General features: G+C 46.3%; 15 protein-coding genes and 2 tRNA genes. 9 read left to right on the top strand and 8 right to left on the bottom strand.

What is annotated here, in order from left to right; genetic code table 11:
• Positions 1–195: 195 nt before the first annotated feature.
• The 4 genes from LGS26_RS07690 to coaE form a co-directional block, all read right to left on the bottom strand.
• On the bottom strand, positions 196–423 hold the full coding sequence (locus LGS26_RS07690) for a hypothetical protein (protein ID WP_237888304.1): 228 nt from the start codon (positions 421–423) through the stop codon (positions 196–198).
• 28 nt (positions 424–451) lie between these two features.
• Positions 452–685, bottom strand: coding sequence for a hypothetical protein (locus LGS26_RS07685; RefSeq protein ID WP_237888303.1), 234 nt, complete (start codon positions 683–685; stop codon positions 452–454).
• A gap of 692 nt (positions 686–1,377) precedes the next feature.
• A tRNA-Arg gene (locus LGS26_RS07680) sits at positions 1,378–1,454 on the bottom strand.
• An 84-nt stretch (positions 1,455–1,538) separates the two neighbouring features.
• Positions 1,539–2,174 (bottom strand): dephospho-CoA kinase, encoded by a 636-nt coding sequence (gene coaE, locus LGS26_RS07675; protein WP_237888302.1) that lies wholly within the window; start codon positions 2,172–2,174, stop codon positions 1,539–1,541.
• A gap of 73 nt (positions 2,175–2,247) precedes the next feature.
• On the opposite strand from coaE, the gene LGS26_RS07670 reads away from it, so the two are divergent.
• The 3 genes from LGS26_RS07670 (at position 2,248) to clpB (ending at position 8,711) form a co-directional block, all read left to right on the top strand.
• Positions 2,248–3,123: an NAD(P)-dependent oxidoreductase gene (locus tag LGS26_RS07670; RefSeq protein ID WP_237888301.1), complete on the top strand. Its 876-nt coding sequence runs from the start codon at positions 2,248–2,250 to the stop codon at positions 3,121–3,123.
• A 300-nt stretch (positions 3,124–3,423) separates the two neighbouring features.
• Positions 3,424–6,045: a magnesium-translocating P-type ATPase gene (mgtA, locus tag LGS26_RS07665; protein ID WP_237888300.1), complete on the top strand. Its 2,622-nt coding sequence runs from the start codon at positions 3,424–3,426 to the stop codon at positions 6,043–6,045.
• A 77-nt stretch (positions 6,046–6,122) separates the two neighbouring features.
• The gene (gene clpB, locus LGS26_RS07660) at positions 6,123–8,711 is read left to right on the top strand and encodes an ATP-dependent chaperone ClpB (RefSeq protein ID WP_237888299.1); all 2,589 of its coding nucleotides are present in this window, start codon (positions 6,123–6,125) and stop codon (positions 8,709–8,711) included.
• An 81-nt stretch (positions 8,712–8,792) separates the two neighbouring features.
• On the opposite strand, the gene LGS26_RS07655 is transcribed toward clpB, so the two are convergent.
• The gene (locus tag LGS26_RS07655; RefSeq protein ID WP_237888298.1) at positions 8,793–9,113 is read right to left on the bottom strand and encodes a ferritin family protein; all 321 of its coding nucleotides are present in this window, start codon (positions 9,111–9,113) and stop codon (positions 8,793–8,795) included.
• 180 nt (positions 9,114–9,293) lie between these two features.
• On the opposite strand from LGS26_RS07655, the gene LGS26_RS07650 reads away from it, so the two are divergent.
• On the top strand, positions 9,294–9,983 hold the full coding sequence (locus LGS26_RS07650; RefSeq protein ID WP_237888297.1) for a CBS and ACT domain-containing protein: 690 nt from the start codon (positions 9,294–9,296) through the stop codon (positions 9,981–9,983).
• A 73-nt stretch (positions 9,984–10,056) separates the two neighbouring features.
• On the opposite strand, the gene LGS26_RS07645 is transcribed toward LGS26_RS07650, so the two are convergent.
• Positions 10,057–12,174, bottom strand: coding sequence for a penicillin-binding protein 1A (locus LGS26_RS07645; RefSeq protein WP_237888296.1), 2,118 nt, complete (start codon positions 12,172–12,174; stop codon positions 10,057–10,059).
• 592 nt (positions 12,175–12,766) lie between these two features.
• On the opposite strand from LGS26_RS07645, the gene LGS26_RS07640 reads away from it, so the two are divergent.
• Together LGS26_RS07640 and LGS26_RS07635 are read left to right on the top strand one after the other, a co-directional pair.
• Positions 12,767–12,910, top strand: a complete 144-nt coding sequence (locus LGS26_RS07640; RefSeq protein ID WP_237888295.1) for a hypothetical protein — start codon at positions 12,767–12,769, stop codon at positions 12,908–12,910.
• 463 nt (positions 12,911–13,373) lie between these two features.
• Positions 13,374–13,514, top strand: a complete 141-nt coding sequence (locus tag LGS26_RS07635) for an IS3 family transposase (RefSeq protein ID WP_237888294.1) — start codon at positions 13,374–13,376, stop codon at positions 13,512–13,514.
• Positions 13,515–13,540: 26 nt separating this feature from the next.
• Here LGS26_RS07635 and LGS26_RS07630 read toward each other — a convergent pair whose 3' ends face one another.
• A complete protein-coding gene (locus tag LGS26_RS07630) occupies positions 13,541–13,936 on the bottom strand; it encodes a hypothetical protein (RefSeq protein ID WP_237888293.1) in 396 nt (131 codons plus the stop codon).
• Positions 13,920–14,192, bottom strand: coding sequence for a lipopolysaccharide assembly protein LapA domain-containing protein (locus LGS26_RS07625; RefSeq protein WP_237888292.1), 273 nt, complete (start codon positions 14,190–14,192; stop codon positions 13,920–13,922). Before LGS26_RS07625 ends, LGS26_RS07630 begins: the two co-directional genes overlap by 17 nt.
• 177 nt (positions 14,193–14,369) lie before the next feature.
• Between LGS26_RS07625 and LGS26_RS07620 the strand changes: the two genes are divergently transcribed.
• The 3 genes from LGS26_RS07620 to uvrC all read left to right on the top strand — a co-directional run bounded on the left by LGS26_RS07620 (position 14,370) and on the right by uvrC (position 17,186).
• Positions 14,370–14,446, top strand: a tRNA-Pro gene (locus LGS26_RS07620).
• Positions 14,447–14,511: 65 nt separating this feature from the next.
• On the top strand, positions 14,512–15,366 hold the full coding sequence (speE, locus tag LGS26_RS07615; RefSeq protein ID WP_237888291.1) for a polyamine aminopropyltransferase: 855 nt from the start codon (positions 14,512–14,514) through the stop codon (positions 15,364–15,366).
• A complete protein-coding gene (gene uvrC / locus LGS26_RS07610) occupies positions 15,363–17,186 on the top strand; it encodes an excinuclease ABC subunit UvrC (RefSeq protein WP_237888290.1) in 1,824 nt (607 codons plus the stop codon). Before speE ends, uvrC begins: the two co-directional genes overlap by 4 nt.
• Positions 17,187–17,673 lie beyond the last annotated feature (487 nt).

Below are 17,673 nucleotides of genomic sequence, written 5' to 3'. Positions count from 1 at the left end.
CCGGTTTTATATTTTAAAAGTTAATATATCCTGCATAGTTCAAATACATCGTGCATTTTAGAATCAGGATGCTGGTTGAAAGAGAAAATAGCGATTTTTTGGAAGGTAGACTGACTGAAAAGAAAGTAGATAAAGGGATCAAAATGAAAGGATAGGCGGCAGAGGGCTACCACTACCCTCTGCCTACTTTCTTATTTAGCCGCCTGTTACGGCGGAGAACCAGGCCTTCGCAAGCTCTACAGGACCACCAGCGGCGATAAGTCCTGCCGCAAGACAGGTAATGCCCCAAATGCCTACGAGACCAGCCATAATCCCCCCGGCGGCAAGTGTGATCTTTGAAATCTCCTTTTCAAATCCGGCGCTGGCTATATCTAATCCAGCATCTTCTCTTACTTTTGCCTTGGTTGTCGCTGAATTTTCCATGATAGTTCCTCCTTATGTTTTAATAATTTTAATTGCCCGAAACGGCTACGAACCAACTTGTTATTAACGATATCGGACCATGAGCTGCTATGAGACCGCCTGCTAGACAAACTAGACTCCATGCCCCTATAAGTCCCGCTGCTATGCCTATTGCTCCTAAACCTATATCGCTTACTTCTTTTTCGAAATCAATGCTTCGATTGTTTTCCAGGAGATTCATATGTATCTTTTCTCTTAATTTAGTCCCGATATTGTTTATCATGATCTCCCCCTTTGTTATTTTATTTACCTCTTTTAAGTAAACGATAATTTATTAATTAGTTTTGTCAAGTAAAAATTTAATATTTTCAATTAGTTAGTTGACAATTCAAGATGTCAAAATTCAAATATATAAAATCGAAAGATATTGATAACCTTAAGATGAAAACAAAGACAATAAAATTATTAATCAAAAATTTATAATTTTATAAAAACATTTTCTTTACAATTATAAGATGCATAAGAATTTAAATTTTTTTTGATTCTTATGTTGAACAAAATTATTTATATGAGATTTGAACTGAATTATCTTATAATATAGTTGGCAGTCAGTGGATTATGCAGAACTTATTTTTTTCATCTGCTTGAACTAGATTATAGGCCCAACCTTGGTATCAAGTATCCATCCAATTTTATGTCAGCCCTTGGCTTGGTCTGTCTCTTTGCACCTTCGGTGGCATTGTGGCTCTCGATCACCACATTATCACCTACTTAAGCGCCTTAATCTTGAGTTCAAACTGACCCGTCTTGCCGCCTATATCAGCAAAGGCATACACGCGGCCATCGATGATCTATGTGCGGCTGGTGTCAATCATGGCAGTGTCGCCATCCTTAATATCGGGGTCACGCTGGCGAAAACTAATCCCCTACCCAAAGCGATTTTTTTGAAGCGCTAAGTACTTGATTTTATTGATTTGGCCTGCCCAGCGGGACTCGAACCCACAACCTACGGCTTAGAAGGCCGTTGCTCTATCCTGTTGAGCTATGGGCAGATAGGAATGATCAGTGCGCCTTTTATAATATTACAATTATATCTTGTAAAGCCCCGTTGAGGGAGATTGCAGCGCATTAAATTTTTATGGTGTCCTGCTGATGTCGTCAATAAGTTTTGCTACTTGCTTTTGTAGATTTTCCTGGAAATCATTAAAAATTACATAATCAGACCGTCTAATCTTTTCTCCTTGAGGGAGTTGCTGTTTTAGCCACATTATCGCCTTTCGCCGTCCTATATTGTTTCTTTCAATGAGTCGCTTTATGCAGGCCTTTTCTGGCGCTGACACCGTGACGATCATATCAAAAAGGCCTTCCCAGCCGGCCTCGAATAAAAGCGGCACCTCCACAAAGACCATCTCGACCCCTTTTGCCTTAAGCGCCTTTAGCCTTTCATCCATGAGTTTAAGTATCTCAGGGTGTATGATGTTCTCCACAGTTTGTTTGATTCCGGCATCCGACAGTATAAGCCCTAAAACTCGAGCCCTGTCGAGATCGCCGTTTTGTTTGAGAATTCCAGTCCCGAGTGTATTTACAAGCCTTTGAAGCGCCTGGGTGCCAGGTCTTACCGCATCTTTTGCGAGTTCGTCGGCATCCAGAACGGTGATGCCCATTTGGGATATCAGCCTTGCCGTAGTACTTTTTCCAGATGCTATGATGCCGGTCAGGCCTATGACTTTTTTAGGCCAGGAGTCTTTTTTCTTGAGGTACGATTGCAGCATGCTGTAAAATAGGCAAAAGGATTTTAAGATTTATTTTCAAATCTAACGGAAGATATACAAGGAGGGAAGCCTTATGTTTAAGAGGGTCGGTTTTATTGGTATGGGTATAATGGGTCAGCCCATGGCGCGCAATATCCTCAAGGCTGGCTATGAAATCATGGTCTATAATCGAACATATGATAAAACTATACCTCTCGCTATGGTAGGTGCAAGGGTAGGGATGACGCCAAGGGAGGTGGGTGAATGGGCAGATGTGGTGATGCTCATGGTTACTGGGCCCGAGGCGATCGATGCAGTCCTGGATGGTGATGACGGTCTTTTAAAAGGCATGTCAAATGGCGGCTTGATAGTCAATATGAGCACCGTGCCGCCTTCCTATACGAGAGGTCTTGCTGCAAGGCTCAAAACCTATTCTATAATACTGATAGACGCCCCTGTATCAGGTTCAAAAAAGCCAGCCGAAGATGCAACCCTTATCATCCTTGCAGGCGGTCCTCGCGAACAAATAAAGAGACTTGAATCACTTTTTTTGACAATGGGCAAGCGTGTTGTCTATTGCGGAGAGACAGGCCAAGGCTCTGCCATGAAGATGGTCGTGAATCTCCTTCTTGCCGTCATGGTGGCTGGATTGAGCGAGGCTGTTTCGCTTGCCGAAGACCTCGATCTCGACATAGAGACCGTGCTTGATACCATCCTTTCAGGTCCCATGGGGTGCAGCCTTTTCAATCTCAAGGCGGATATGCTTAAAAATGATGTCTTCCCGCCGCAATTTCCCTTAAAACATATGGCCAAAGACCTTGGTTTCGTAATAAATACTGCAAAGGAATGTGGCGCTGACATCTTTATCGGCCAGTCGGTCCTTAGGCTTTATGATAACGCCATGAAAAAGGGGCTGGGGGATCAGGATGTCGCCGCGGTCAAAAAGATTGTCAATTCTTTGGAAGATTGATCTTTTGATGCATTTTTTGAGTTGCCTTTTGATCTATCAATAGTTATAACAAGACGCTGTCTGAATCAGTGCTGCTGGTTTAAAAAATAAAGAAAGTGCGCGGGGAATAAGAGATGAACGAATCCGATGGCAGTGGTAACCACCGCTCAACCAAAGGAAATGAGATGAAGAAAAAATCAGAAGACCCTGGATCGCGATCATTCATCGCATGCGGTCTGTGAATCGTTAATCAAGCCCATTTTTAGCTACCCAGCCGGTTCACCAGACCGTTTACATCAGCGGTCCAAAGAGGTGTGAACCATGAAAATCTTTCCATCTTCAATATTGCCGAGGCGTCTCGGCTTGCCAAAACAAAACGGCGACAGGTTTCAGTCCACCCAAAGCCTGACCCAATTCGCTGTAAGCGAAATAGACGAGGTCTTGCGGAGGGTGGGTACGCAATTATCCGGTCTCAGTGAAGATGAGGCGCTGGATAGACTTGAAAAATATGGTCCCAATACAGTTGCGCAGGAAAAACGGTATGGGAGACTCCATCTCTTCGGGAAGGCCCTGATCAATCCCCTTATTATCCTGCTCTCTATATTGGCCGTCGTATCGGCGCTGACCGGGGACCTGCGTGCGGCCTTTGTTATGTCTCTTATGGTAGTCGTCAGCGTTTTGTTGCGTTTTATTCAAGAGGCCAGGGCGGATTCGGCTGCGGCGAAATTAAAGGCCATGATACGCGTTACAGCTACGGTTGTCAGGGATGGAGAGCAGCGCGAGGTCCCGCTTAGCGAGCTTGTGACAGGCGATATAGTTAAATTCTCGGCAGGCGATATGATTCCTGCTGACGTGCGTCTTATAGAGAGCAAGGATTTTTTTGTGATACAATCCATACTCACAGGCGAATCCTTCCCTGTAGAGAAGACACACCTTAAAGAAAATAAGGTGGTTAAATCGCCCGTAGAACTTTCAAATATCTGTTTTCTTGGCACCAGTGTTGAGAGTGGAACAGCTACCGCCGTTGTTATCGAGACCGGATTCCGCACCTATCTGGGTAGAATGGCGAGATCCATTGTTGAACAACAGCCACAGACGGCCTTTGATAAGGGTGTCGCCAGGTTTACATGGCTCATGATCCGCTTCATGATGGTTATGGTGCCCTTGGTGTTTGTGATAAACGGCATTACAAAAGGTGACTGGAAAGAGGCCTTCTTTTTTGCCTTGTCTGTGGCTGTGGGCATGACGCCCGAGATGCTCCCAATGATCGTGACCGTATGCCTTTCTCGTGGTGCCATGGCCATGTCAAAAAAGAAGGTTATAGTAAAACGTCTCAATTCCATTCAGAACCTAGGTGCGATGGACGTTTTATGCACCGACAAGACAGGCACACTTACCATGGACCGTGTAGTCCTCGAAAAGCACTGTGATCTCATGTTGGAGGAAAATGAAGAGGTCCTGCTCTTGGCCTATCTAAACAGTCATTTTCAGACAAGCCTCAAAAATGTCCTTGATCGGGCTGTGCTCGCCCATCGGGAGGTGCATGATCAATTTCATGTGCCTGATTATATAAAGGAAGATGAGATCCCATTTGATTTCAATCGTAGGTTGATGTCGGTTGTGCTCAAGACGCCTAAAGGTGAAAACCTTCTCATCTGCAAGGGTGCCCCGGAAGAGGTCTTTAAACGTTGCAGTCGGTTCGAATATAAAAACGATCTGTATAATATAGATGAAATGTGGCTTAATGATATAAGGATAGAGTATGACAAATTGGGCAGAGACGGTTTCAGAGTGCTTGCCATAGCCTACCGCTATATGGAGAAAAAGCCGGCTTATTCCAAAGAAGATGAGAGAGATCTGATCTTAAAGGGGTATGTCGCTTTTTTCGATCCGCCAAAAGAAACCGCGCCCCATGCGGTTGCCGCTTTGCATAGACATGGGGTTGCTGTAAAAGTACTCACGGGCGACAACGAGGCTGTTACAAGGAAGGTGTGTAAAGACGTCGAGATACCTACGGCACATGTGATAAACGGTGATGATGTGGAGCATATGACCGATGAAGATCTTGAAGGTATCGTGGAGGAGACGACTATCTTCACCCGTCTCGCCCCTGCACATAAACAGCGGATAGTAAGGGCGCTCCAAAGAAAAGGACATGTAGTGGGCTTTCTGGGGGACGGGATCAATGACGCCCCTGCGCTCAGGGCCGCCGATGTAGGTATTTCAGTGGATTCCGCAGTCGACATAGCAAAGGAGTCTGCAGACCTGATCCTTCTTGAGAAGAGTCTTATGGTCCTCGAAGAGGGGATACTCGAGGGCCGCAAGGTGTTCGCAAATATACTTAAATATATCCGTATGGGGGCGAGTTCGGCCTTTGGAAACATGTTTAGCGTAGTAGGTGCAAGCGCTTTTCTGCCTTTTCTGCCAATGGCTCCGCTCCAGATATTGACCAACAACATGCTTTATGATTTTTCTCAGGTACCCATACCGACAGATAATGTAGACCACGATGAAATAAAAAATCCGCGTCCCTGGTCCATGGGCGAGATAACACGTTTCATCTTGTTCATCGGGCCTTGCAGCTCTATTTTTGACTATACTACTTACTTCATCATGCTTTATATATTCGATTGCTGGAAAAACGCCCCGCTCTTTCAGACTGGATGGTTTATTGAGTCCTTGCTTACCCAAACCTTTATTATTCACGTTATCAGGACTAAAAAGGTCCCTTTTGTCGAAAGTCTCGCCAGTCGGCCGCTCATTCTTACTACAATGGTCATTATGATGATAGGGATGTGGCTGCCCTATTCCCCAATAGCAGGAACGCTTGGTTTTGTGCGACCGCCGCTTATGTATTGGCCATTAGTTGTCCTCACGCTTGTCTGTTACATGGTGTTGACCCAGATCGTTAAGGTCTGGTTGATGCGGAAGAGGTGGATATAGGGTTTGCTTGACACCGTCGATCTTAATCCTTAGTTTTTGAAAACAAAATCCACCAGATGACAACGTGAGGTGTTTTTATGCAATTTGACAAATTGACGCTTAAATCACAAGAGGCCATTCAAGAGGCCCAGCATTTAGCCCAGAGCCGCGGTCATCAACAACTGGAACCTGAGCATCTATTAAGAGTGATGCTCTCCCAGCATGAAGGGGTTGCGGCCTCTGTTTTTAAAAAAATGGGGGTCGAGACATCTGCGATCTTGGCCGAGATGGATGCCGTCATTGAAAAGTTGCCTCAGATAAGTGGTCCTGGCGGGGGGCAGGTCTATCTTTCAAGTGCGTTAAACAAGATACTTGAGCGCTCTTTTGCCATTGCGGCTGAAATGAAGGATGAATATGTGAGCCAGGAACATATCATCCTTGCAATGCTTGAGTCGCCGCAGACCGTTGCGGCCAAGGCGCTTGTCAGCCGCGGTGTTACCAAAGATGCCTTTTTAAAGGCGCTGGTCTCCATAAGAGGGAGTCAAAGGATCACCGATCCCAATCCGGAAGACAAATTCCAGGCCCTCGAAAAGTACGGCCGTGACCTTACTGGTCTTGCAAGGTCAGGCAGACTCGATCCGGTGATCGGTAGAGATGATGAGATCCGGAGGGTGATTCAGGTACTTTCCCGCCGTACAAAGAACAACCCTATCTTGATTGGCGAGCCTGGCGTCGGGAAGACTGCTATAGTTGAAGGCCTGGCCCAGAGGATAGTCTCGGGGGATGTCCCTGAAACGTTGCGCGATCGCAGGGTCGTTACCCTTGATATGGGTGCACTTATAGCAGGCGCTAAGTATCGCGGTGAATTTGAAGAAAGGCTCAAGGCAGTGCTCAAAGATGTGGCAGAGCGCCAAGGCGAGGTAATCCTTTTCATTGATGAGATCCATACCTTGGTAGGGGCTGGGGCGGCCCAGGGATCGATGGATGCATCGAATATGCTGAAACCGGCGCTTGCAAGGGGTGAGCTTCACTGCATAGGTGCAACGACCATAGATGAGTACAGGAAATATATAGAAAAAGACGCTGCACTCGAAAGACGTTTTCAGCCGGTACTTGTGGATGAGCCTTCAGTGGAAGATACGATCGCGATACTGAGGGGGCTCAAGGAGAAGTATGAGGTACATCATGGCGTAAGGATAAAAGACTCGGCCATAGTGGCGGCGGCTACCCTTTCGCATCGTTATATTACAGATCGTTTCCTTCCTGACAAGGCCATTGATCTTATAGACGAGGCGGCGGCCAAGCTCAGGATTGAGATAGATAGTCTGCCTTCCGAGATAGACGAGATAGAGCGAAGGATCATGCAGCTTGAGATAGAACGCGAGGCCTTAAAGAAAGAGACAGACGCGGTCTCGCAGGAGAGACTTAAGAAAATAGAGCAGGAGCTTGCAGATTTAAGGGAAAAAAGCGATGCCTTAAAGGCCTCGTGGCAGCAGGAGAAGAGTTTTATCAAAAAGATTCGGGATATCAAGGAACGTATGGATCAGCTGAAGGTCCAGGCCGAGAAATATCAAAGAGAAGGCGATCTGAACAAGGTCGCGGAAATACTTTACGGAGAGCTGCCGAGATTAAAAAAAGAACTCGATGAAGAACAGCGGCGCATTGAAGAGATACAGAAAGGCGGCGCTGGTATGCTCAAGGAGGAAGTTGATGCAGAGGACATAGCATCTATCATCTCAAAATGGACAGGTATCCCGGTAACTAGGCTTATAGAGGGTGAGAGAGACAAGCTGGTTCATATGGAGGAGCGTCTTGCCAAGAGGGTGGTAGGCCAAGAGGCGGCTATAAAGGCGGTTTCAAACGCGGTCAGAAGGGCTAGGGCAGGGCTCCACGATCCGAGGCGGCCGTTGGGCTCTTTCATATTTCTCGGTCCAACCGGGGTAGGTAAGACAGAGCTTGCGAGGGCACTAGCCGAGTTCATGTTTGATACGGAGCAGGCAATGATCCGTGTGGATATGAGCGAATATATGGAAAAACATGCAGTCGCTAGACTTATCGGTGCGCCACCCGGCTATGTTGGCTATGAAGAAGGCGGATATTTAACAGAGGCGGTGCGGAGGAGGCCTTATGCCGTAATCCTGTTCGATGAGATAGAAAAGGCCCATCCAGATGTATTCAATATCTTACTCCAGATCCTAGATGACGGCAGGTTGACGGACGGCAAAGGTCGAACGGTGGATTTCAAGAATACCATCATAATCATGACCTCTAACATAGGAAGTGATCTCATACAGGAGATCAGGGACTACAAGACCATGGAACAGAGGGTCAACGAGGTGCTGCGTCTTTCCTTTAGGCCGGAATTTCTGAACAGAGTGGATGATAAGATAATATTCCATCCGCTTGAGAGGCTGCATCTCATAAAGATCGTTGATATCCAACTCGGGCACCTGGCCGAGCGCCTTTCCGAGAACAAGCTCATGCTTGAGGTAACCGACAGGGCAAAGGAATGGATCGCAGAGGCTGGCTATGACCCGTCATTCGGCGCCAGGCCGCTTAAACGGGCCATCCAGCGTTATATCGAGGATCCGCTTGCCATGAAACTTCTTGAAGGGGTATTTAAAGAGGGGGGCAAGATAGTGGTGGATATAGACGAGAATGGCCATGTGGTCTTTTTTGCTGGTTGATTAAAATGCCCTTGCATAATCAGCGCAGGATTGCTGGCTGTGCAAGGGCGCTAACAGACGACAATGGATATCCTGATCATTTTATCTGTCAGTATTTTTATTTCTCAGCCCTTCGGATATCTCTTCCACCTCGGAGGCGCCTTTAATGTAGAATTTTTCCTCATCTGGTTCTAGACGTTTCAATAAGCTAAGAAATTCACCAGCATGAACACGTTCTTCGTCTGCAATGTCTTTTAAAACGGCCTTTGAAAGTTCATCGTCGATGGATTCGGCAATCTGCATATAGAGCTGAACCGCTTCATACTCTGCCGCTATAAAAAAGCGTATGCCCCTTATAAGCTCTTCATGTGTAAGTTTTCGTGAATTGACAAGGCCTGAAAAAGGATTTCCGAATTCCGGCATAGAAGACCTCCTTTTGTTTCATTATTTGCAATAAATACTACAGCATCTTGACATCATGATGCAATCTTATTAGATGAACAACAAGACTTTGGGATGGCCGCATGTCTATGGTTGCAGTTTTGCATATATGGCAACAAAATTTAATAAAAGCAATTAGTTAGGTATTTAGGGAGGATTATTATGCTAGTTAAAGACTGGATGGTCTCCAATCCTATAACTATTGACGAAAATGCATCCATCATGAAGGCAACTCAGCTCATGAAAGAGCATAATATAAGGCGGATACCGGTAATCAGACAGAATCGCCTGGTTGGGATCGTAAGCGACCGTGACATAAAAGAAGCGGCCCCATCGAAGGCCACGTCTTTGGATGTACATGAGCTCTATTATCTTTTGTCTGAGATCAAATTGAAAGACATAATGACCAAGGAGCCGATAACACTCAAGGAGGACGATTCAGTGGAAAAGGCTGCTGTGATAATGCTTGAGAATAAGATATCGGGCCTGCCTGTGGTCAATGACCAAGGCGCCGTTACAGGCATAATAACCCAGACCGATGTCTTCAAAGTGATGATAAGCATTACTGGTATTTACCGGGGGCCGATACAGATCGCCTTTGATCTTGAAGATAGACACGGCGCAACCGCAGAGGTATTGAACCTCATCCGTTCTAGACAGGCTAGCCTTGTAAGTGTGCTTACATCGCAGGATCATGTAACGCCGGGTCGCAAGGAGGTATATGTGCGCATAAAAGATATACCTGAAGACCAGCTTAATTCATTAGTAAATGATCTCAAAAAGGTGGCCAAGGTCTTATATGTCAAAAGGGAGATATTGACTGATATACCGCGAAGGCCTAAAAAATCCTAAGATTTTGAAGTCGTTTTGTTTGGGGATGGAGCATTTTTAATCCCACTTTTAATAATCCCACCTCTCTTCTGTGCTAGAATTTAAGCCACGTTGGTAATTTAAGTCTGCCGGAGTCAGAGGGGGGTGGGTTTGTTTCTTTTTGTTGAGTGGGCGTCTGTTGTTGCGGCGGTTGGGCCGATTCGGAGGTTTGCTGGACCGCTTCCGAAGGCATTGGTTCAAGGGCTATGTCAGGGTTGTCGTCTTTTTGATCGTAGGGTACGATATCGCCAGTATTTTTATCGAATGCCACCATGGTTACGCCTTTAGGTATGTCAAAGGCGTCTTTTTTCATGTCTTTCTTGGTTGTTTCCATAAAAGACGTCCAGATCGGGCATGCGGCCCTTCCGCCCGTTTCTAACCTCCCAAGAGATTGCATGTCCTGCCTGCCCACCCAGACTCCTGCTACGGTTTCGGGCGTAAAGCCGATAAACAAGGCGTCTTTGTAATTGTCCGTGGTGCCGGTCTTGCCTCCTGCCGGGATCCCCAAGGTCTTGGCATAGATGCCGGTACCCTCCTGTATCACTGCTTCAAGCAGCGTCACCATCTGATATGCCGTAATGGGGTCTGTTGCCTCTGAGACGGATGGCTTAGATTCTTCAAGTATATTGCCATTTTTGTCTATAACCTTTTCTACGAACATAGGCCGTACCGTCTTTCCAAGGTTTGGAAATGTGCTGTAGGCCTGAACGAGCTGTATGAGTGGTACGGCTGACGATCCAAGCGAGATGGATAGATCGTTCGCCAATGGGGCCTCGATCCCCATGAGGCGGGCCGTCCTCTGAATGGCCTTTACACCTACCATCCTGGCCAGTTTTACAGCAATAACATTTCTTGAAAGCGCCAGGGCCGTCCTTATGGTGATAGGTCCCATATATTTCTTGTCAAAGTTCTCAGGCATCCAAGGGTGTTGAGAATCGGGACCCGTAAGGGATATGGGCTCGTCAACCATGATGCTGTTTGGGGATATGAGCTTTTCGGCAAGGGCCGTAGTGTAGACTACAGGTTTAAATGCCGAACCGGGCTGCATCTTGCCCTGTGTTGCATAGTTGAATTGGGAAGACCTGAAGTCCTTTCCTCCGAGCATGGCCCTTACAGCACCAGTCTTGAGATCCATGGCCACGAATGCTGCCTGAAGGGTGTTAGGTAGTTCCTTGTCCTCCGGATGTCTCTGGATGAGTTCTTTCAGGCCTTGCATTGTAGATTTATACGCCTGGATCTGCCATGACCTTTTCAGCGTTGTTATAATAGTCAACCCGTCATTGAATAATTTGTCCTCTCCGTATTTTTCTTCAAGTTCTTTTCTTACCTCTGACAGAAAGTATTCAACCCCTGGCGTCTGCGGTATCTCTTCTGGTTTTAGGATGATTGGGGTCTTTTTGGCCTTTTCCGCCTCCTCTTTTGTTATAAAACCATCATCCACCATGCGCCTTAGTACATATTCCTGTCTTTTTTTAGCAAGGGCCAGGTTTCTGAATGGGGAATAGCGGCTTGGTGCCTGTGGAAGACCTGCTAACATAGCCGTTTCCGCCAGATTGAGCTCATTTACATGCTTGCCGAAATATGTCCTGGCTGCGGCCTCTATGCCGTAGGCCCCATACCCAAGATAGATCTGATTGAGATATATGGTGATTATTTCATCTTTGCTGAGTGCCTTGTCGATCTGCCAGGCTAGAATGGCCTCTTTTATCTTTCTGATCCAGCTCTTCTCCGGACTGAGCAGGAGCGACCTTGTGACCTGTTGGGTGATGGTGCTTGCGCCTTGGACGATGCCGCCCGCCTCTATGTCCTTTATTGCCGCTCTGAGGACACCTATGAGATCCACACCTGGATGTTCGTAAAAACGAGCGTCTTCGGCGGCAAGAAAGGCATTGATCACCCTCTGGGGTATCTTGTCTCTCGGGATAGGCCAGCGTTTTTCATTATACCAATAGGCTAGTATGTGGTGGTCTTCGTCATAGACCTCTGTCACACGCGGGGGGTTGTATGAGCGCAGGCGCGATATGTCGGGCAGGTCGAGGATCATGTATCCCACCAGCAGCGCACCTACGATGATGGTGACAAGCATGGCGGAACCTATAATGATGCCTATTATGGGGCCTATGCCCCACGGCTTTTTCTGTCTTTTTAGACCTTCATTGTCAATATTGGACATAAATTTTTTAATATACCTGATGTTAAATTTATGATGCAATATATAACTTTATCAACTTTCTGACCTACCATAACAATTCTATCTATCTTAATTAGGTGCATCTCCAGCGCCATACAAACTAGACAAAACATGTGCTATAATTTTTTATATTTACACAAAAAATTGACAGTAGCAAATAGGGGATATATAAACCATATTGGCCAGGTGGATTTAGTAGATATCTTACATGTCAATCTGATCAATCTGACTACCGATCGGATTTGATGGAATTTTTTAATATAATAATGTATAATGCCATGTTGGTCACGCTTTCGGCCCTTTTGAATATGTCAATAGTCGCTCCATCCACCTTCCATCCGCCGTAGGTTTGATGTTGATCTCGATCCCGATGTCCATCTCACTCCTCTTTTTGGGACAGATGGGGGCTTGGCGAGTATTGGACGACATTGATCAAAAACATTGATTTCAACAAGACATTGATGGTCGGCATGCTTGGTTTTTTGCTGTTTGCATTGGATACTGGGTCAAGGCGCACAAGGAGGGTAAGCCCGGGGATGTAGGTAAAAAGCAAAGGTCTCTTACAGAGTTGGAGATGGAGATTGCTAGGCTCAAACGGGATTTGGCCCAGGTCAGGATGGAGCGTGGCATATTAAAAAGCGGCTGCATACTTTGCGAAGGAGTCGCAGCGAGGTATGCGGTCATGAAGTGGATGCGGCTCAAGTATCTGTTTCTATGATGTGCCTATCTTGAAGGTATCAAAAAACGGTTATATACGGCTCAATCGCAGACCTTCAAGACATGTCAGGGGGAGCAGAGGCTTGGTGGAGATAAGGGCGGCACACAAGAGGACCCGTGAGCCCTGTGGACCAGGGGATTATAGGTTGACCTTGCCAGGCATGGCGTCAAAGTGGGGATTTTCAGGATCAGACGGATCAGGAAGAAGCTGGGGATATATTCTAAACAGAAAGGGAAGTTTAAGGCGACGAGTTATTCAAGGCATACATTACCCGTGGCGAGAACCTGCTCAATCGGCAATTCAAGGCTAGGGCCCCGAACCAGATATGGCTTACAGATATTACAGAAGGCTGGCTTTATCTTGCAGGTCACAAGGACCTCTTTCGGAGAGATTGTGGGATATGCCATGGGTCCACGGAAATACCGTAAACTGCTCAATCAATTATTAGATTATGAAGGTATCGATGAGTGAAAAGGGCGATTGTTATGATAACGTCCCTATGAAGAGTTTCTGGGGTACCCTTAAAAACGAGCTTGTCCATCATTGTCAATTTGCAACTAGGAGGGAGGCTATGAATGAGATCACCGAATATATAATTATATAATCAATAAGACGGCAGGTAAGGCTTGGCTACCTATCTCCTGCTGTATATGAATGATATGAATGGCGGTTCCTTGAGAAAATGGCAGCATGATGAGGAGTTTTTGTGTCCACAACCGCAAGCCAGCTGGCAACACTCGCGATGACCTTCTGAAGGGCAAATATTATACTACTGGCCCTCCCAAGGCGACCTCCAACTGCCGAGCTTGTCGTTGAAATAACTGCTATCATCGAGACACCTGCTATATATCCTAAAAAAGTCACAAATTTCCGGGCGTGGTAGCGGCTGTCGATATCCTTGATGTATTGTAAAAGATAATTTTTGAGAAACCGGACAAGTACTCTGATTATCAGGATAACTATAAAGGCTGCAACAAATTTCCCTACGACAGGATCCACGAGCCATTGTTTAATAAAGGTCTCCATATAAAGGTCTATTGTTCAACCTCGGGATTTCCTCTGTTTTTTTCGGAGAAGATTTTTTTAAAGATGATTTAACCATACGCCAGTATGCAATGATCATCCCAAGGAATATGCCTAAAATGACAAACAGATATACCACTATGGCGAGAGATGCCTCAAATTTCCATACAAAAAAGGAGATAGCAACAGGTGTGGCATTCTGCACTGAAAATATGGTTACTAATGCAATGATTATGAGTATAAGTATTAATATGGGCATTTTATATCCTCCTATTGCCTTCAGCCTATTATTTTTTGCCAATATAATAACTTTTTGAGTTTATCCAAAGGTCATTACAGCTGTCCAATTTAACTTCCCCTGTATCTGATTTATAAAATACAGCATTGAGCTATTGAAGCCTCTTTTGCTCTATGGTAAGAAGCATTCATTTGAATTCGGGGCGTGGCGCAGTCTGGTAGCGCATCTGCTTTGGGAGCAGAGGGCCGGAGGTTCGAATCCTCTCGCCCCGACCAGATTCTGGTTGCCTTGAAGCGACTCAAGCTTTATAATCTCTTTATTCCAACGAAATAAGGCCAAAATGGAACTGTGGTACACTGAACTTCACACTCCAAATGCAGGTCTCAAACTTAAGGTAAAAGAGACATTATTTGTCGGCAGATCCGAATATCAGACAATCGAGGTCCTGGATACCTATGAATATGGCAGGGTCTTGCTCCTTGATGGGCTTGTCATGACGACTGAACGTGATGAATATATTTATCATGAAATGATAACGCACCCCTCCTTATATCTCCATCCGAGCCCAAGAGAGGTCTTGATAATAGGCGGCGGAGACGGCGGGGCCGTCAGGGAGACCGTAAAGCATACAGATGTTGAGAAGGTGGTCCTCTGCGAGATAGACGGCCTTGTGATAGAGACATGCAAGAGGTTTTTCCCTTCGATAGCCTGTGAGCTCGAAGGAAACGACAGAGTGTCGATAGTCGTGGGCGACGGGATAAAATATTTGGAGGATCATGAGTCTGATTTCGACATAATAATTGTTGATTCAACCGACCCAATAGGTCCGGCTGTCGGCCTTTTCAATGCCGATTTTTATAAAAAATGCCTTTCCGCCCTTCGATCGGATGGCATACTGGTGGCCCAGAGCGAGTCTCCATTCTATGATATTAAAATCGTTGCCGATATCAACAGTGGTCTTCGTGAGGCTGGTTTCCGGTTTGTTGATTTCTATCTCGGCTTTATCCCTACCTATCCAAGTGGCATGTGGAGTTGGGTCATGGCCAGTAAAAGATATGACCCACTTAATGATTTCGACCTGGAAAGGTTCAAGGTGCACAAGATCTCCACAAGATACTTTACTCAAGAGATATGCGGGGCATCGTTTGCCCTCCCGGCCTTTATGAAGGAGGCCCTTCAGCCTGTTAACCGGTGAATCACCCGATCCGCCTCAAGTGTTCCCCTGAATCCCTTTTGGGTATTCCAAGATCGTCCGGGGTTTACATCTTCAGAAACGATAATGGAGATGTGCTCTATGTTGGCAAGGCAAAAGATCTCCGACAGAGGCTTTCTTCATACCTGAAACCATCCGTTGATATCCCTCAAAAGACATCTTTAATGCTAAAAAAGGCCGCAGCCTTTGAGTTTATCGCCACAATGACCGAAAAAGAGGCGCTTCTTTTGGAGGCTACCCTCATCAAACAATATAAACCAATATACAACATCCTACTGAGGGACGACAAGGCATATCCCTTTTTAAAGCTCAATATACAACACGATTTCCCAAGATTATCCGTAGTAAGACGAAGGGAGCGGGATGGTGCTCTCTATTTCGGGCCGTATCCGTCAGGTCTGGCTGTGCGCGAGACATATAGATTTGTGACGGCCCTTTTTGGGCTGAGGACGTGCAGTGACGCCCGTATGGCGATGAGGTCCAGACCATGCCTCAAATATCAGATAAAACGCTGCTGCGCCCCTTGCATCAATGCCGTATCAAGAGACGAGTATGGGGAACGGATAAAAGGGGTCAGGCTGTTTTTTGAAGGAAAGACATCCGTTTTGCTTGAATCCCTTTCATCCCAGATGGAAGAGGCGGCAGCCAAGCTTGAGTTTGAGAGGGCTGCTGCGCTCAGAGATAGAATAAGAGCCATTCAGCAGATTACAGAGGGCCAGTGGGTTGTGGTCGGCATGGATACCGACCTCGACGCTATAGGCATCGCAAAGGGTGACGAAAGAGCGGTTGCCTCCATCATCAGGGTGAGGCAGGGTGTGGTTACCGGTCAGGAACTTCATTGCCTGGTTTCCGTCCAAGGGGAAGATGACGGAGCCGTATTGTCGGCCTTTTTGCGCGAATACTACGGCGAGAATCAGGTTCCACCCGAGATTCTTGTGCCGTCTCCACCCTCCGACCTTGCCGTTTTGTCTGAGTGGCTGTCCGAGATGGGCCTGAAGAGGTTGAATAGTGGCAGGGTGCGAGGGGAACGGGGTAGGCTTTTGGATATGGCAAGGCAAAACGCTGACCTTGCCTTGCTCGGGGCCAAAGAAGAGGCCCTAGAGTGGCAGAGGCTTTCGTGTGAGATAAAGACTACGCTTGCCCTTAAGGTTACGCCTAGCCTCGTAGAGGGGGTGGATATATCCACAACAGATGGGGACCTTTCTATAGGGAGTCTTGTAGCCTTCAGAAACGGTAGATCTTATAAAAAGGGTTATAGGCGTTATAATATAAAAAATACAGTCGGTGGGATGGATGACTATGCTATGATCCACGAGGTGGTTGAAAGACGGATGAGGGCCGGGCTGGAGACAGGCGAATTCCCTGATCTGCTGTTGATAGACGGCGGGCGAGGCCAGCTGAATGAGGCGGTTCGGACGGCCTCAAGTCTTGGTCTTGGCGAGCGGCTGGAGTTTGTATCGATTGCAAAAGAGAGGGATGGTGAAGGCGAAAAGATATACAGGCCTCTTTGGCCAGAGCCCTTGTTCCTTCCGAGATCACACCCGGTCTTACTTTTTTTGCAGCGAGTTAGGGACGAAGTTCACAGGTTCGGGATTACATTCCACAGAAAAAAAAGGGACAATGTCGGGTTGCGCTCAAGGCTGAGCAATATCCATGGAGTGGGGCCGGTTACAGAGCGGAGGCTTCTCAGGCATTTTGGAAGCGTCAAGGGGATAAAAGAGGCCCAAGCAGAAGAGATCGCCAGGGTTGGCGGTGTATCCTTCAAGCTGGCGCAAGAGATATTGAAATATTTGAATCGGTAGCCAACCCGTCGGCGATTCGTCTAGTTTCCCACTTCTGGTCGTCAATCACTACGATGCGGGTGTTGGGCCATCTGGGCGGCCGGCCGTCTCCCTTGGCTTGAATATTTCGCCAATACGCTACGGCCCTGCTGCCTATAAACCAGGCCGTTTCATCCTTTTTATAAATGTATCTAATGCTGTCCGGCTCTGATTGTGTAATTGTCTTCTAGCTTAGACCATACTGGCTACCTGTGGCTGATAGCAAAAGACATGCATGAAGTCTTCTGATGATCCTTGGCGATCCTCTTATCATTGCTGTAATGAATCATTCTGCACTAAAAAATGAAAGGTTGTATAATATATTACTTTTAGAAGCATGTTAAATAAAAAATATTTATAATTGATAGAAACAATGTTCAATTATTTACAAGATTCCGATTGAACGCTGGATGGGAGTAAAATAAATTTACAAAGGCCAAAGGTATAGAAAAGAGATGGAAGATCAAAT

The organism is Dissulfurimicrobium hydrothermale, assembly GCF_022026155.1.
In the GTDB taxonomy this organism is placed as follows: domain Bacteria; phylum Desulfobacterota; class Dissulfuribacteria; order Dissulfuribacterales; family Sh68; genus Dissulfurimicrobium; species Dissulfurimicrobium hydrothermale.
This window is presented reverse-complemented; position numbering and strand designations above follow the sequence as displayed.

Excerpts from the sequence above, each read along its gene's own strand:
- LGS26_RS07690 (WP_237888304.1), bottom strand. The coding sequence starts at position 423 with ATGGAAAATTCAGCGACAACCAAGGCAAAAGTAAGAGAAGATGCTGGA.
- LGS26_RS07685 (WP_237888303.1), bottom strand. The coding sequence starts at position 685 with ATGATAAACAATATCGGGACTAAATTAAGAGAAAAGATACATATGAAT.
- coaE (WP_237888302.1), bottom strand. The coding sequence starts at position 2,174 with ATGCTGCAATCGTACCTCAAGAAAAAAGACTCCTGGCCTAAAAAAGTC.
- LGS26_RS07670 (WP_237888301.1), top strand. The coding sequence starts at position 2,248 with ATGTTTAAGAGGGTCGGTTTTATTGGTATGGGTATAATGGGTCAGCCC.
- mgtA (WP_237888300.1), top strand. The coding sequence starts at position 3,424 with ATGAAAATCTTTCCATCTTCAATATTGCCGAGGCGTCTCGGCTTGCCA.
- clpB (WP_237888299.1), top strand. The coding sequence starts at position 6,123 with ATGCAATTTGACAAATTGACGCTTAAATCACAAGAGGCCATTCAAGAG.
- LGS26_RS07655 (WP_237888298.1), bottom strand. The coding sequence starts at position 9,113 with ATGCCGGAATTCGGAAATCCTTTTTCAGGCCTTGTCAATTCACGAAAA.
- LGS26_RS07650 (WP_237888297.1), top strand. The coding sequence starts at position 9,294 with ATGCTAGTTAAAGACTGGATGGTCTCCAATCCTATAACTATTGACGAA.
- LGS26_RS07645 (WP_237888296.1), bottom strand. The coding sequence starts at position 12,174 with ATGTCCAATATTGACAATGAAGGTCTAAAAAGACAGAAAAAGCCGTGG.
- LGS26_RS07640 (WP_237888295.1), top strand. The coding sequence starts at position 12,767 with ATGGAGATTGCTAGGCTCAAACGGGATTTGGCCCAGGTCAGGATGGAG.
- LGS26_RS07635 (WP_237888294.1), top strand. The coding sequence starts at position 13,374 with ATGAGTGAAAAGGGCGATTGTTATGATAACGTCCCTATGAAGAGTTTC.
- LGS26_RS07630 (WP_237888293.1), bottom strand. The coding sequence starts at position 13,936 with ATGGAGACCTTTATTAAACAATGGCTCGTGGATCCTGTCGTAGGGAAA.
- LGS26_RS07625 (WP_237888292.1), bottom strand. The coding sequence starts at position 14,192 with ATGCCCATATTAATACTTATACTCATAATCATTGCATTAGTAACCATA.
- speE (WP_237888291.1), top strand. The coding sequence starts at position 14,512 with ATGGAACTGTGGTACACTGAACTTCACACTCCAAATGCAGGTCTCAAA.